The 14,998-nt window shown below is 73.3% G+C and carries 10 protein-coding genes; 7 read left to right on the top strand and 3 right to left on the bottom strand.

The window, feature by feature from the left end:
* Window positions 1-8 precede the first annotated feature (8 nt).
* Together LQ326_RS02430 and LQ326_RS02435 are read right to left on the bottom strand one after the other, a co-directional pair.
* Window positions 9-857 carry a putative hydro-lyase gene (locus tag LQ326_RS02430; protein WP_372496704.1) on the bottom strand — a complete coding sequence of 283 codons (849 nt, stop codon included), beginning with the start codon at window positions 855-857 and terminating at the stop codon, window positions 9-11.
* A complete protein-coding gene (locus LQ326_RS02435; RefSeq protein ID WP_234531841.1) occupies window positions 854-2,173 on the bottom strand; it encodes an MFS transporter in 1,320 nt (439 codons plus the stop codon). The genes LQ326_RS02430 and LQ326_RS02435 overlap by 4 nt, the downstream gene beginning before the upstream one ends.
* A 186-nt stretch (window positions 2,174-2,359) precedes the next feature.
* Between LQ326_RS02435 and LQ326_RS02440 the strand changes: the two genes are divergently transcribed.
* From LQ326_RS02440 to LQ326_RS02455, 4 genes are all read left to right on the top strand, one after another.
* Entirely contained in the window at window positions 2,360-3,055 is a 696-nt protein-coding gene (locus LQ326_RS02440; RefSeq protein ID WP_234531842.1) for a GntR family transcriptional regulator, read from the top strand.
* A gap of 146 nt (window positions 3,056-3,201) precedes the next feature.
* A complete protein-coding gene (locus LQ326_RS02445) occupies window positions 3,202-4,731 on the top strand; it encodes a hypothetical protein (RefSeq protein WP_234531843.1) in 1,530 nt (509 codons plus the stop codon).
* A 130-nt stretch (window positions 4,732-4,861) separates the two neighbouring features.
* Entirely contained in the window at window positions 4,862-5,731 is an 870-nt protein-coding gene (locus tag LQ326_RS02450) for a hypothetical protein (RefSeq protein WP_234531844.1), read from the top strand.
* A 40-nt stretch (window positions 5,732-5,771) separates the two neighbouring features.
* Entirely contained in the window at window positions 5,772-10,367 is a 4,596-nt protein-coding gene (locus LQ326_RS02455; RefSeq protein WP_234531845.1) for a coiled-coil domain-containing protein, read from the top strand.
* Window positions 10,368-10,400: 33 nt separating this feature from the next.
* Here LQ326_RS02455 and LQ326_RS02460 read toward each other — a convergent pair whose 3' ends face one another.
* Entirely contained in the window at window positions 10,401-10,871 is a 471-nt protein-coding gene (locus LQ326_RS02460) for a hypothetical protein (RefSeq protein ID WP_234531847.1), read from the bottom strand.
* 433 nt (window positions 10,872-11,304) lie between these two features.
* Between LQ326_RS02460 and LQ326_RS02465 the strand changes: the two genes are divergently transcribed.
* From LQ326_RS02465 to LQ326_RS02475, 3 genes are read left to right on the top strand one after another with little or no spacing between them, the layout of a single operon-like run.
* Window positions 11,305-14,139 (top strand): sensor histidine kinase, encoded by a 2,835-nt coding sequence (locus LQ326_RS02465; RefSeq protein WP_234531849.1) that lies wholly within the window; start codon window positions 11,305-11,307, stop codon window positions 14,137-14,139.
* Complete coding sequence (locus LQ326_RS02470) at window positions 14,136-14,570, top strand: roadblock/LC7 domain-containing protein (RefSeq protein WP_181805970.1); 435 nt, start codon at window positions 14,136-14,138, stop codon at window positions 14,568-14,570. The genes LQ326_RS02465 and LQ326_RS02470 overlap by 4 nt, the downstream gene beginning before the upstream one ends.
* A gap of 9 nt (window positions 14,571-14,579) precedes the next feature.
* Window positions 14,580-14,975: a DUF742 domain-containing protein gene (locus LQ326_RS02475; protein WP_234531850.1), complete on the top strand. Its 396-nt coding sequence runs from the start codon at window positions 14,580-14,582 to the stop codon at window positions 14,973-14,975.
* Window positions 14,976-14,998 lie beyond the last annotated feature (23 nt).

The following is a 14,998-nucleotide window of genomic DNA, read 5'->3' on the forward strand; positions in this document are numbered from 1 at the left end:
CTCTCCTGTCAGGCCACGCGGTACTGCTCGTCGCGGGCGTCGCTGATGAACATCTGGCCCGGCGCGTGCGTGATGGCGAACGGCGGCCGGGAGGCCGTCACCGCCGCCTGCGGAGTCACCCCGCACGCCCAGAACACCGGGATGTCGTCCGGGTCGGCGTCCACCGGGTCGCCGAAGTCCGGCCGGCCCAGGTCGTCGATGCCGAGCGCCGAGGGATCGCCGCAGTGCACGGGGCCGCCGTGCACCGCCGGGAGCAGACTGCTCTCCCGGATCGCGGTCGACAGATGCCGCGGCGGCACCGGGCGCATGGACACCACCATCGGCCCCCGCAGGCGTCCCGCCGGACGGCACTGCCTGCTGGTCACGTACATGGGCACGTTCCGGCCCTGCTCGACATGGCGGATCGGCACCCCGGCCCCGGCCAGCGCCCACTCGAACGTGAAACTGCACCCGAGCAGGAACGACACCAGATCGTCCCGCCAGTGGGCGCGCACGTCGGTCGGCTCGTCCACCAGCTCCCCGTCCCGCCACACCCGGTAGCGCGGCAGGTCGGTACGGAGGTCCGCGCCCTCCGCGAGTTCCGTGCCGGTCGCGCCGGCGTCGGTGACGTCGAGCACCGGGCAGGCCTTCGGATTGCGCTGGCAGAACAGCAGCATGTCGTAAGCCCAGTCGGCGGGCACCGAGATCAGGTTGGCCTGCGTGTGACCGGCCGCGACCCCGGCCGTGGGGCCCGCGAGGCCCTCCCGGAAGCGGGCCCGGGCACTTCTCGGGCTCCACGCGCGCGCGTGCTCGTCGACGAGGGTGACGGGAAGGTCGTGCGCGGCCACGGTGAGCGAGTGATCTTCCGTACGGTTCACGCCAGTTCCTTTCCGCGCGTCTCCGGCAGTCCGAACAGGGCCAGGGCCGCCAGTGCGTAGCCGGCCGCGCCGAAGACCAGCGCGCCGCCCACGCCCCAGCTGCCGGCCAGGAAGCCCACCAGGGTCGGGAAGACCGCGCCCACCGCGCGGCCCGCGTTGTACGTGAAGCCCTGCCCGGTGCCGCGCACCGCCGTCGGGTACAGCTCACTCAGGTACGAACCGAAGCCGCTGAAGATGGCCGACATGCAGAAGCCGAGCGGGAAACCCAGCACCAGGAGCAGCGTGTTGGCGCCGCCGGGGATGTTCGCGTACGCCAGCACGCAGACCGCCGACAGCACCGCGAACAGCCAGATGTTGCGGCGTCGGCCCAGCCGGTCGGTGAGGTAGCCGCCGGTCAGATAGCCGAGGAAGGCTCCCGAGATGAGGAAGGTCAGATAGCCGCCGGTGCCGACGACCGACAGCCCGCGTTCGGTCTTGAGATACGTCGGGATCCAGGTCGCCAGCGTGTAGTAGCCGCCCTGGACACCCGTGGACAGCAGGCCCGCGAAGACCGTGGTGCGCAGCAGCCCGGGCGCCTCGGCCGTGCCCGGCCGGAAGATGGCGACGAACGAGCCGCGCCGCGGGCTCCGTTCGCGTACCGCGACCGCCTGCGGGGCGTCGTGCACCCGGCGGCGCAGCCACACCACGAGGAGCGCGGGCAGCGCGCCGGTCCAGAACATCACCCGCCAGGCCAGGTCGTCGCCGACGAACGAGAAGACCAGCGTGTACACGACCGCGGCGAGAGCCCAGCCGACGGCCCAGGAACTCTGGACCGCGCCCAGTGTGCGGCCCCGGTGGCGGGCGCTCGCGTACTCGGCGACCAGGATCGCACCGACCGCCCACTCGCCGCCGAAACCGAGGCCCTGCAGAGCGCGGAACACGAGCAGCGTCTCGTAATTGGGCGCGAAGCCGCAGGCGACCGTGAAGACCGCGTAGGTCACCACGGTGATCATCAGCGCACGGACCCGGCCGACCCGGTCCGCGAACACGCCCGCCGCGGCGCCGCCCACGGCGGAGACCACCAGGGTGACGGTGGTGAACAGGCCGGTCTGACCGCTGTTCAGACCGAAGTACGCCGCGAGCGCGACCATGCTCAGCGGCAGGGTGAAGTAGTCGTATGAATCCAGGGCATATCCACCGAAAGCACCGGCGAACGCGCGTCGGCCGTGCGGGCCGAGGGCGCGCAACCAGCCGAACGCGCCGTCCTCGGCGGTGGGTTCACCCCTGCCCGGGCGGGCGTCGGGGGTCAGGGCCTGCGGTGGAGGAGTCGTGCTCATGGGCACCTCGCAGTTGAGGGACGGAGGGTGCGGGGACTGAGCAGTGCGGGCCGTGCGAAGGGTCGTACCGGGTGGCGTACCGGGGGAGTGTCCCGCGGTGAGCGTGATGAGCACCGTAGAGGATCGTTCAACGATCCTTCAATACCCACGTTGTTTCGTTCCTGTGTCTGCGGTTGAATTCCGGGCATGGCAGAGCAGCTGACGGGACTGGCCGACGACCGCGCCCTCCTCGGGCGGACCAGCACCGCCGAACGGGTCTCCGACATCCTCAGAAGCCGTATCGCCGAGGGTTATTTCCCGCCAGGCACCCGCCTGTCGGAGGACGGCATCGGCGGCGCGCTCGGCGTCTCCCGGAACACCCTGCGCGAGGCGTTCCGGCTGCTCACCCATGAGCGCCTGCTGGTCCACGAACTCAACCGGGGGGTCTTCGTCCGGGTCCTGACCGTCGAGGACGTCGAGGACATCTACCGCACCCGCGCCCTCGTCGAGTGCGCCGTCGTACGCGGCCTCGGTGAGCCGCCGTACGCCCTGGAGGCCCTGTCCGCGGCGGTCGCCGAGGGGCGGTCGGCGGCCGCCGCGGATGACTGGAAAGCAGTGGGTACGGCCAACATCCACTTCCACCGGGAACTGGTCACCCTGGCCGGCAGCGAACGCACCGACGAACTGATGCGCAGCGTCTTCGCGGAACTCCGTCTCGCCTTCCACGTGGTCGACGACCCCCACGCCCTGCACGAGCCGTACCTGGCGCGCAACCGGGAGATCCTGGAGTCGCTGCGGCGCGGCGACAGGCGCGCCGCCGAGCGCCTGCTGGAGACGTACCTCACAGACTCCTTGGAACGGGTGGTGGAGGTGTACCGACGCCGGGTGGACAGCGCCCCGTAGGGGCAGGCCCACTCCGACATGCGGCTGCCGCCGCGCGGGCGCGACCGGCCCGCCCTCGAACCCTGACGCGCGGGAGCCCCGGCCCCCCGGCGGAGCCACCCGCGTCATTTGGGCCGATGTCAGACCCAGGACCTAGTCTGTGCACCGTGACTTCGCCTGCATCGACGGACAGCGTTCCGCCCCAGCTCAGCGCGGGGCCGCGCCCGGCCCCGGGCCCGGCCGCCGACGAGGGGCTGGCGCGGCGGCTGCGCGCGCTCGCCTGCACGGCACCGCTGCACGACCTCGACGCGCGCAAGGCGAACCTGGCCGGCGAGTACTCGGTGTACGGCATGGCCGAGGTGGCCCTCTCCGCCATCGACCTGGTCACCCTGAACATGGACTTCGACACCGGGGCCGATCACGAGCAGATCGTCGCCCGGCTCATCCCGCGCATCTCCGCCCAGACCCCGCACCGCCCCGTCGCCGAGCACGAGCGCGTGGCCCGCTGGGTCCTGGAGAACCTGATCAACGTCGGCAGCGTCGACCGCGGCTTCCGCGCGGTGTACGGCACCTTCGGGCCGGACGGGTCGTACGTCCGCCGGGACTACGACTTCAAACTCATCGAGGAGGTGCCGGGCCCCGGCGGCACGGTGTACCTCCGCACCACCGACGAGGCGGTCAACGTCCTCGTCGGCGCCCTCGACACGGACGTCACCAGCGCCCAGATCGCCGCCGAGGTCAAGCTGGAGGTGCTGGTCAACCGCGGCCGGCTCGCCGACGCCCAGCTCGCCGCGGAACAGGCCCGCTACCGGACCGTGCAGTACTCGGAGACCCTGCGCCGGGCCCTGGAGGCCACCCGGCGCAATGTCCGCGCGGTGGACTGGCTCAACGCCGTCCCCGACATGATCGCCGAGGCCCTGGACCACGTCGCCGACCGGTACCGGCACGAGAACGCGATCCTCACCAACATCCGCAGGGCCCGCGACGAGACCGAGGAGCCGGAGAACAAACGGCGCGCCGCCGAGCTCGTCGACATCGTCAAGGACTGCATCCGCCGCCACACCCAGCTGCAGTCGCGACTGCTCGAGGCCGGGCCGCTGTTCCGCGCGGAGCAGGACCGGCAGGCGTTCGCGACGCCCATGACGACGTCGGGGACAGACCTGTACGGGCACCTCCTGGCGCCGCTGCTGCCGTTGCCGCTGGAGCAGGCGAGCCGGGTGACGGGGGCGTTCTTCGCGCACGGGACCGGGCTGCGGACGCCGGTGTCGGTGCGGATGGGCGACCTCGTCGACATACTGCTGACGCCGCCGGCGGAGCGGGAGCACCTGGGTGCGGAGATGCCGGAGCCGGACCTCATCGCCACGCCGGACGACAGCCGGTTCAGCGAGGAGCAGCTGGCCGACGCCATGCGGCTGCTCGATCTTCCGGCCGACGCGCCGCGCCGGTTGTCGGGGCTGCTGACCCAGGCGCGACGTGTCGGGGGCGAGGATCTGGCCTACCTGGTCGCCCTGCTGGCCGTGCACGCCGCCAGCCCGCCCGTGGGCACCGCCTACCGGCAGGGTGAGGAGAAGCTGCTGTTCGCGGTGGACGACGGTACGGAGCTGGACGACCCGGGCTTCGGGGGTGCCGACCTGATCGTCGGGACGGCTCTGCTGGATGCGGCGGGGATGGCTGCGGACCGGACCGAGGCGGCGTGATGCCGTGTGCCGGGTGCGGACCGGTGCGGGCTGGGCGCGCCCACCCGGCGGTGGCCGCACATGCCACACAGCCCCGCGCCTCCGAGGGAGTCGCCCACCCACCTGTTCTCAAGACGAGGGAGTTGTCGTTGTGAGCGAGTACGTCGAGGCTGAAGCGGCTGTCGCGTCGGCGAGTGCCGCCGTCACGCCCGCCGATGCCGCCGACGCGGCTCGGCTCGTCGCCTTCGGGCTGCAGCCCAAGTTGCAGCCCGCGCGTGACCAGGAGTACACCGAACTGCTGCGGCGATACCGGGAGGACCCCCCGTTCGCGCGGCTCGCCGATGCCGTGGCCGCGGGGTTGGGGCTGGTGGTCCTTGAGGTCTCGCCCCGCGCGGGGATGGCCGTGACCGCCGCCGAGGACTCGGTGTTCGCCGTTCGCATGGGCGATTACGCGCGTCGTACGGCGGCGGACGGCGGCGACCGGTTCCTGCACGGGCTCGCCCATCTTGCCGTCGCCGCACTGGCGTTCCCGCGCCCCGAGGACCTCGCTGACGACGGCTACGTCGGGCGGATCACGGTCAACGGCGTCGACGCCTTCGTCCGGCAGGCCTGCCGGAGGCTGGAGGAGCGGGCCGAGGAGGCGGGGGAGAACACCGACCCGGCCACCGAGGCGCCCGGTCTGGAGGCCGCCTGGCGGATCTGGGCCAGACGCAGCGCGACCGGGGCCACCAAGGACGCCCGCCGGCTGGCCGGTTCCACCACCGGCATCATCGGCAAGGCGGTCGCCTTCCTCACCGACTCCGGGTTCCTCCAGCGCACCGGCGACGACCAGGGCGGTACGTACCGCACGACGGCCCGCTACCAGCTCCAGGTCCGGGACATGGCCGGCAGCGCCGCCATGGCCGAGCTGCTGGAACTCGGCGTCGTCCCGGTCACCGACGGCACGGCCAGCCTGCTGCCCGCCGCCGACACCGAGGACCTGGACCTGGTCGCCGACGCCGGCCTGCCGTTCCACTCCTGAGCCGCCACCACCCTTTTCCCACGTCTTACGAGAGTCCGCCATGTACGAGCTGTCCCGGGTCCGCCTCTACTCCATCGGGCCCGCCGGTGCGCGCTACGCCGACACGGTGCTGGACCTGCGGGGTGTCGGCGAGCCCGTGCCCGACCCCGCCCCCACCCAGGCGGAGTTCTTCGAGGAGGAGCCGGTCGGCCCGCCGCGCCGGCCCGCGCCGGCCGGCGTGCTCTTCCTGGAGAACGGCGGCGGCAAGTCGGTGCTGCTCAAGCTGATCTTCTCGGTGATGCTGCCGGGGCACCGGAACACCCTCGGCGGGGCCAGCTCGGGTGTGCTGCGGAAGTTCCTGCTCGCCGACGACTGCGGGCATGTCGCGCTGGAGTGGCAGCACACGCTCACCGGCGAGTGCGTGGTCGTCGGCAAGGTGAGCGAGTGGCGGGGCCGGCAGGTCTCCAACGACCCGCGGAAGTTCGCCGAGGCCTGGTACTCGTTCCGGCCGGGCCCGGGGCTGTCGCTGGACAACCTGCCGGTCGCCGAGTCCACCGCCGTACGGCCACCCGTGGAGGGCGCCTCCGGCGCGCAGGGGCGGCGGCGGACCATGAAGGGCTTCCGGGACGCCATCACCGAGGCCGGCAAGGCGTACCCGCATCTGGAGGTGCACTGGGAGGAGATCCACGACCGCTGGATCGAGCACCTCGGCGACCTGGGCCTCGACCCGGAACTCTTCCGCTACCAGCGCGAGATGAACGCCGACGAGGGCGAGGCCGCCGGCCTGTTCGCGGTGAAGAAGGACTCCGACTTCACCGACCTGCTGCTGCGGGCCGTGACCGACACCCGGGACACCGACGGACTCGCCGACCTGGTCGGAGGCTTCGGCAACAAGCTGGGGCGGCGCGCCGAGCTGATCGCCGAACGCGACTTCACCGCCGGGTCGGTGGACCTGCTCGGCCGGATCGTGGAGGCCGCGGAGACTCGGGCACGGGCACGTGAGATCCACACGGGCGCCGAGCGCCGTACCCGGACGCTGGCGCGGCGGTTGTCCGCGCGGGGCGTGCGGGAGCGGATGCGCGCCGCCGACCTCGCCCAGCGGGTCACGGCCGCCGCCTCCGCCGTCACGCACTCCGAGGGCGCCCGCGAGCACAGCGCGCTGATCGCCGCCGAACTCGCCTACCGGCACGCCTCCCTGGCGCTGGCCGCGGGCGAGAAGTCCGCCGCCGCGCAGAAGCGCGAGCTGGCCGACGCGCGGACCCTGCACTCCGCCTGGCAGGCCGCCGAGGCCGTGCTGCGCCACCGTGCCGCCGCCGACCGCGTCAAGCGCGTGGCCGCCGCCATCCAGGTGGCCGAGCGGGACGCGGCCCCCGCCCTCGCCGCCCGCGCCAAAGCCGCCGTCGAGCTCGTACGGGCGCTGCACGCGGCCGCCGAGAGCGCCGAGCACCTCGCCAACGAGGAGGAGGAGCGGTCCGCCGGGCTCCAGGAGGTCAGCGACACCGCGTACCGGGACTCGACCTCGGCCGCCACCGAGGCACAGCGCGCCCGCAGCGAGGCCGGGCACCTGCGCCAGCGGCTCAGCGAGGTCGAACAGGAGACCGCCGAGGCGGTCCGCGCGGGCTGGCTCGACGACAGCGCCCCGGACGCCGACCCGGCCAGGGCCGCCCTCGCGGCGAGCGACGCCGAGAAGACGGCCGTGGCCGCCTGGGACACCGCCCGTGAGGCCTCCCACCGGGCGGGCGAGCACGCGCGGGAGGCGGCCTCCGCGGAGTCCCGCGCCGAACTCACCGCGGCCCGGGCCGCAGACGCGGCGACCGCGGCCGAGCGGACGTACGACGCCGAGAAGCGGCTCGCCGAAGCCCTGGCGGCCGAAGAGCGGCTCGCCGAGCTGCTCGGCCTCACCGGCTCCCGTACGACCGTTCCGCGGCCCCGCCACGAGGGCCGCGACGACGCACTCACCCCAGAGGAACTCGACCGGTTCGCCGACGAGCTGCGGGAGCTGCTCGACGACGCCGTGCAATCCGCGGAACGGCACCTGTTCGAGCTGCGGACCGCCGCCGCCGACGACTCCCGGATCCTCGGCGCCCTGGGCGACGGCGGGCTGCTGCCGCCCGGCCCCGACGTCCTCGCCACCGTGGAGTTCCTCGGCGAGCACGGCATCCCGGCGCTGCCCGGCTGGCGCTACCTCGCCCAGGCCGTCGACCCCGCCGACCACGCGCGCGTGCTCGCCGCCCGCCCCGAACTGGTCGACGGTGTCGTCATCACCGACCCCGACACGCACGCCCGCGCCCGCGAGGCACTCGGTGAGGCGGCCCTGCTGCCGCGCTCCGCCGTGGCCGTCGGCACCGCCGCCGCCCTGCTCGCACCGCCCCCGGCCGCCGGCTTCACCCCGGGCGACGTGTTCCTCGTACCGCCGAACCCGGCCATGCACGACGAGCACGCCGCCGACGAGGAGCGGCAGGCCCTGCGCGCGCGGGCCGCCGAGCGGGACGAGGAGATCCGCGTCCTCGCCGCACGGCTCGGCAAGGACCGCGAGCTGGCCGCCCGGCTCGCCTCCTGGCGTACCGGCTGCCCGGCCGGGCGGCTCGTGGAGCTGGCGCAGGAGGCCCGGGAGGCACGGGCGTTCGCGGAGGAGTCCGAGGCCGAACTGGCCGAGGCGCGGACCGTGCGGGCGGAGGCCGAGGAGGCCGCCGCCGAGGCCGCGCAGGTGCGCGACGAACGCCAGGAGGGGGCCCAGAAGGCCCGGCGCGCCGCCGACGCCCTGGCCGGCCTCGCGTTCCGGCTGCGCGAGCGGGCCGGCTGGCAGGTCCGGCTGCGTGAACTCGCCGACGAGGCCGTCGAGTCGGAGGCCCGTGCCCAGTCCTGTCTGGAGCGCGCCCGCGTCGCCGACGAGGACCGGCGTGCCGCCCAGCGTGCCGCCGACGACGCCCGCCGTACCGCCCGCGCGCTGCGCGCCGAGCGCTCCGAGATCGCCGGCGCCCCCGACGACGTGCCCGAGAGCGACGAGGACGCCCTCAAGTCCTCGCTGCCCGCCCTGCGCGAGGCCTACCGGGCCGCCTCGCAGGTGTACGAGAAGGTCGGCGTCGGCGCCGACCTGCGCGCCGAGCAGGCCCGCTCGGAGAGCGACGAGAGCGCCGCGCTCGCGGGACTGGAGCGGCTCAGCAACAAGGTCCGCACCCGGGCGGAGCAGCTGCTCCAGTCGCCCGACGGCTCCGACGGGCCCTCCCGGCAGGCCGCCGCCGCCCGCGCGGAGGAACTGGTGCAGCTCCTGGAGACCCGCATGTCCACCGCGAGCGAGCAGCTCGGGCGGCTCCGCGGCGAGGCAGAGCGGCACGCCCCCGAGAACGGCGAGGCGCACACCGAACTGCCCGAGGAGCTTCAGCCGCGCGACGCCGAGCACGCACAGGCGCTGCTGCGCACGGCGACGGCCGAACTGGCCGCACGCACGGAGGCGCTGGCCCAGGCCCGGGCGGCGCACGCCGAGCTGCTGGACGCGCACCGCGCCGCCGAGGACGCGGCGGGCGGCTTCGAGGAGACCGCCGCCATGCTCCGCGACCTGCTGCGCGAGCACACCGCCGACGAGGAGCAGGAAGAGCCCGAGCCGTACCCAGGCGGCCTGGCGGAGGCCCGGCACTCCGCCGCCGAGGCCCGCAGGTCACTGCGCGGCTGCGCCGGTGACCTGTCCGCCGCCGAGGCCGCCGTCCGCGAGGCGAGCGATGTCCTGGTGCGGCACGCCAACGCCACGCGGTACGAGGCGGTGCGGACCCCCGCGCGTCAGCAGATCCGGGAACTGCCCGCCTCCGCGCTGCCCGAACACGCCCAGAAGTGGGCGGACGCCTTCGCGCCCCGGCTGCGGGTGCTGACCGACGAACTGGCCCAGCTGGAACGGAACCGGGACTCGATCGTCGACCGGCTGCGGGGACTCGTGGAGTCCGCGCTCGCGACCCTGCGCTCGGCGCAGCGGCTCTCCCGGCTGCCCGAGGGGCTCGGCGAGTGGTCCGGGCAGGAGTTCCTCCGCATCCGCTTCGAGGAGCCCGACCAGGCCACGCTCACCGAGCGCCTCGGCGAGGTCGTCGACGAGGCGACCCGGGCCGCCGTGAAGAAGAACTCCGATCTGCGGCGGGACGGCATGTCCCTGCTGCTGAGGGGAGTCGCGGCCGCGCTTCAGCCGAAGGGTGTCGCCGTCGAGATCCTCAAGCCGGACGCGGTACTGCGCGCCGAGCGGGTGCCGGTGGGGCAGATGGGGGACGTGTTCTCCGGTGGGCAGCTGCTCACCGCGGCCATCGCCCTGTACTGCACGATGGCCGCACTGCGGTCCAACGACCGGGGGCGGGACAAGCACCGGCACGCGGGGACGCTGTTCCTCGACAACCCCATCGGGCGCGCCAACGCGACGTACCTGCTGGAGCTTCAGCGGGCGGTGTCGGACGCCCTGGGCGTGCAACTGCTTTACACGACCGGGTTGTTCGACACGACGGCGCTGGCCGAGTTCCCGCTGGTCATCCGGCTGCGCAACGACGCGGACCTGCGGGCCGGTCTGAAGTACATCAGCGTGGAGGAGCATCTCCGGCCGGGGCTGCCGCAGCAGCCACGGGCGGGAGAGGCCGTGCACAGCGAGATCACCGCCACGCGGATGTTCAAGAAGCCGTCCGTCTGACGGCCCCCGTACCCACCGGAGACGGCGGTGGTCTCACGGGTGCGTCAGCTGTCCGGCCTGCCCGCCCCGCCGCCGTATCCGCTCCTGTTCGCGCTCGGCGGCCCGCGTCTGTCGCCGGGCCGCGCGCCGCTCGCGGCGGAGCGTGCGGGCGGTGCTGCTCGGCTCCGAGACCACGCCGTAGCGCTGGTTCCACACCTGACGTGTCACCAGGACGTCGACCGCGCTCCAGGTGGCCACCACGGTGCTCGCCACGCTGCTGATCACCATCGGGAAAGCCAGCCAGGACTCCGCCATCGTGCAGAAGAACGCCACCATGGCCAGCGTCAGCGTGACAGCGATGATGATCACCGCCCGCACCGCCGCCGTCCGCACCGGATCGGGCATCCGGTACCGCTTGGCAGGCTCCTCGACCCACAACGGCCGGTAGTGCGGCTGCCGTTGCCGTGCCGCCGAGCGGCCCGCCGTACCGTCCTCGGGCGCCAGGCGCCGCTCAGCCGTCCCCATCAAGGTGTCACTCCCCACCGCCGGCAAGCCCTCGCACCGGTGTCCGATGACCCCGGCTCCCCAGTGGCTGCCCGGCTTGCGCTGTTTTACGCCGCCCGGATGCGAGATGCGCCTCCTGTGGCCGAATCCGCACCCATCACCCATCTACAAGGACGAACGAACTCGCCCGATGATTCCCGGCCGGGGAAAAATTCCGGCCAACTGATCCTTCGTGCCGTTCCCGCCCCACTCGCGTGAAGTCGCCGGGATCGCGGCGGGAATCTCCCGCAATGCCCGGACAACTCATCCTGTCGCTCCACCATGTCCCGCCCCCGAGGCGGAAGTTCACCGTCCGGACAGTTCTTCGAGTTATCCCTGTGACGGTAGTAGGCTCACGCCGTTTGTTGACGTACATGTGTACCCCCGCCCGGCGGGGGGCCAGCTGGGGGAGGCCATGCGCTTTCGCGGGAAGTCGATCCGCCGGAAGATCGTGGCGCTGCTCCTCGTGCCGCTGGTGTCGCTGACGGCCGTCTGGGGCTTCGCGGCCGTGCTCACGGGGCGTGAAGTCACCCACATGTTCCAGGTGTCGGCGATCGTCAAGGACCTCGACTACCCGACCGAGGACGCGGTCCGCGCCCTCCAGCAGGAACGCCGGCAGACTCTGGTCTATCTCGCCGACCCGCGGGCCTCCGACGCGCTCACCGCCCTGAACCGCACGCGTGCCGCCACCGACCGTGCCGTGGCCGAACTCCGCAGGAACGCGAAGGAACAGCACGTCCGCGACGGCCTGGACCCCGACGACAGAGACCGTCTCACCGCCGAACTCGACGGCCTCGACGGCATCCAGCCCCTGCGCCGCAGCGTCGAGCAGGGCACCGTGGACCGTGCCGAGGCCCTCGGCCTCTACAACGCGGTCGTCGACCCCTGCTACACGCTGCTCGGTGCCCTCGACGGGATCGACGACGTCGAGATGGACAAGCAGGCCCGCGCCCTCGTCAACATCAACCGCGCGCGGGAACTCGTCTCCCGCGAGGACGCCCTGCTCGGCTCCGCCCTGGTGGTCGGGAAGATCTCCCGCGAGGAGACCCGCGAGATCTCCGCCCTCATCGCCCAGCGCACCCTCCTGTACGGCATCAGCCTCCCGTTGCTGCCGGCCGCCGAACGCGACCGCTTCGACCGCTTCTGGACGAGCGCCACCAGCGCCCCGCTGCTGGCCGCCGAGAAGTCCGTCGTCGGCCGCGGGTCCGGCATGCCGAACGACGTCAGCGCGAAGAGCTGGGACACCACCGCCGGCAATGTGCTCTCCGACCTGCGAACCCTCGACGACCAGGTCAGCGATCGCTTGCAGGACCGCTCCCGGCCCGTCGCCGTCGACGTGATCGTCCAGGCGGCCGTCGTCGGAGTCCTCGGCCTGGTCGTCGTGCTGTTCTCGCTGGTCGTGTCGGTCCGGGTCGGACGCGGCCTCATCCGCGACCTGCGGCTGCTGCGCACGGACGCGCACGACGCGTCCGGAGTCCGGCTGCCCAGCGTGATGCGCCGGCTGTCCGCGGGCGAGAAGGTCGACGTGGAGACCGAGGTCCCGCGCCTGGAGTACGACAAGAACGAGATCGGCGAGGTCGGCCAGGCCCTCAACACCCTGCAGCGCGCCGCCGTGGAGGCCGCCGTCAAACAGGCCGAGCTGCGTGCCGGCGTCTCCGAGGTCTTCGTCAACCTCGCCCGCCGCAGCCAGGTCCTGCTGCACAAGCAGCTCACCCTGCTCGACACCATGGAGCGCAGGACCGAGGACACCGACGAACTCGCCGACCTCTTCCGCCTCGACCACCTCACCACGCGTATGCGCCGGCACGCGGAGGGCCTGGTCATCCTCTCCGGCGCCGCTCCCTCCCGGCAGTGGCGCCGGCCCGTCCAGCTGATGGACGTGGTGCGCGCCGCCGTGGCCGAGGTCGAGGACTACGAGCGGGTCGAGGTCCGCCGCCTGCCGCGCATCGCCGTGACCGGCCCGGCCGTGGCCGACCTCACCCACCTCGTGGCCGAACTCCTGGAGAACGCCACGGTGTTCTCGCCGCCGCACACCGCCGTGCAGGTCCTCGGCGAACGCGTCGCCAACGGCTTCACCCTGGAGATCCACGACCGGGGTCTGGGCATGGCGGCCGAGGCGCTCCTGGAGGCCAACCTGAAGCTCGCCGAGACGCCCGAGTTCGAGCTCTCCGACACCGACCGGCTCGGGCTGTTCGTGATCAGCCGCCTCGCGCAGCGCCAGAACGTCCGCGTCTCGCTCCAGCCGTCCCCGTACGGGGGCACCACCGCCGTCGTCTTCATCCCCGACGTGCTGCTGACCGACGACGTCCCGGACACCAACGGCATCGGCTTCCGCCTCGACCGCGGCCGGGCGGCCAGGCAGACCGGACCCGAGGAGAGCCGCGCCGCCTCGCCGGCCCAGGTGCGGGGAGAGCGGCCCGGGCTGCCGGCCGCGCTGCTGGACGGACCGGTCGAGCTGGAAGCGCCCGTCGACCTGGACGCGCTGGACGAATTCCCGGGCGCCCTCACCGACGAGGACAGCGAGCGCGGCGGGCTGTTCCACCCCCGCCGCTCCCTCGCCCGCGCCGACGAGGCCGGCACCCCCGCCGTGACCGAACTCCATCAGCAGGCCCGGGAGAGCGCCGGCGGCTTCGGGGACGAGCACCCGGGCGGTCCCGTGCCGCTGCCCGCACGGCGTACGCCCAAGCTGGTCAGCTCGCACGGCAAGCCCGTCACCGAGCAGCGCTTGCGCCGCGTCGACCCGGACGAGCGGGACCGGGCGGACCAGGGCGGCCCCGAACCGGGCGGGCTCGCCCCGCTGCCCTCCCGCCGCCGTACCGACCCGTCCTCGCACCGCGCCATCGGCTCGGCCGACCGCGTCGAGCAACGCACGGCGCCCCAGGCCGACGGCCCGGACGATCCTTCCGGACCCTCCGCCCTGCCCCAGCGCACCCGCCGCTCCGCGACCGGCTCCGGCAGCGGCACCGACGACTCCGTCCCGCCCCTCGGCAGCGCACCCCCGGAAGCCGCGTCCGGCACCCGGCCGCTGCCCAGGCGGGTACGGCAGGCCAACCTGGCCCCACAGCTGCGACAGGAATCCACATCACCCGCCGCGCGCGAGCCGGACCCCGCCGAGCGTGACGCCGACGAGGTCCGCAGCCGCATGGCCTCGCTCCAGCGCGGCTGGCAGCGCGGCCGTGCGGAGAACGCCGAGGGCGACGGTTCCCGGAACAGCACAGCACAAGGAACGACAAAGGGAGACGGTCGATGACCGATCCGAAGGCGACCGGCCACACGGCGACGAACAAGGGCGAGCTGAACTGGCTGCTGGACGACCTCGTGGACCGGGTCGCCAGCATCCGCAAGGCCGTCGTGCTCTCCGGCGACGGCCTGCCCATCGGTGTCTCCAAGGACCTCTCCAGAGAGGACAGCGAGCACCTGGCCGCCGTGGCCTCCGGCTTCCACAGCCTCGCCAAGGGCGTGGGCCGCCACTTCGAGGCGGGCAGCGTCCGGCAGACCGTCGTCGAGCTCGACGACGCCTTCCTGTTCGTCACGGCCGCCGGTGACGGCAGCTGCCTCGCCGTCCTCTCCGACGCCGACTCCGACGTCGGCCAGGTCGCGTACGAGATGACGCTCCTGGTCAAGCGGGTCGGCGTACATCTGGGGTCCGCTCCGCGCACCGATCTGCCCTCGGGCGGGTAGTGGGATGACATGAGCGGAGACGGTCAGGGAAGAAGTCACTGGTTCGACGACGAGGCCGGACCGGTCGTCCGTCCGTACGCCATGACACGGGGCCGCACCACCAGTGCGGCCCAGCACCGGCTCGACCTGATCGCGGTGGTCGTCACGGAGCCGCACGTGCAGGACCCGGAGGACGACCGGACGCTGTCCCCGGAGCACGTGGACATCGTGGAGCTCTGCCGTGACGCGCCGCAGTCGGTCGCCGAGCTGGCTTCGGAACTCGACCTGCCCATCGGCGTGGTCCGGGTCCTCATCGGCGACCTCGTCGACGGAGAACTCGTCCACGTCAACCGGCCGGTGCCCCCGGCCGAGCTGGTGGACGAGAGTATTCTGCGCGACGTGATCAACGGCCTCCGGGCGCTGTGACCGGCGCGGAAGCGGAGTAGTGA

Source organism: Streptomyces shenzhenensis, assembly GCF_021462265.1.
Lineage (GTDB): Bacteria > Actinomycetota > Actinomycetes > Streptomycetales > Streptomycetaceae > Streptomyces > Streptomyces shenzhenensis.

What these genes read in the sequence shown, in the direction of transcription:
- LQ326_RS02435 (WP_234531841.1), bottom strand. Translation starts at nt 2,173, where the DNA reads ATGAGCACGACTCCTCCACCGCAGGCCCTGACCCCCGACGCCCGCCCG.
- LQ326_RS02440 (WP_234531842.1), top strand. Translation starts at nt 2,360, where the DNA reads ATGGCAGAGCAGCTGACGGGACTGGCCGACGACCGCGCCCTCCTCGGG.
- LQ326_RS02455 (WP_234531845.1), top strand. Translation starts at nt 5,772, where the DNA reads ATGTACGAGCTGTCCCGGGTCCGCCTCTACTCCATCGGGCCCGCCGGT.
- LQ326_RS02460 (WP_234531847.1), bottom strand. Translation starts at nt 10,871, where the DNA reads ATGGGGACGGCTGAGCGGCGCCTGGCGCCCGAGGACGGTACGGCGGGC.
- LQ326_RS02465 (WP_234531849.1), top strand. Translation starts at nt 11,305, where the DNA reads ATGCGCTTTCGCGGGAAGTCGATCCGCCGGAAGATCGTGGCGCTGCTC.
- LQ326_RS02470 (WP_181805970.1), top strand. Translation starts at nt 14,136, where the DNA reads ATGACCGATCCGAAGGCGACCGGCCACACGGCGACGAACAAGGGCGAG.
- LQ326_RS02475 (WP_234531850.1), top strand. Translation starts at nt 14,580, where the DNA reads ATGAGCGGAGACGGTCAGGGAAGAAGTCACTGGTTCGACGACGAGGCC.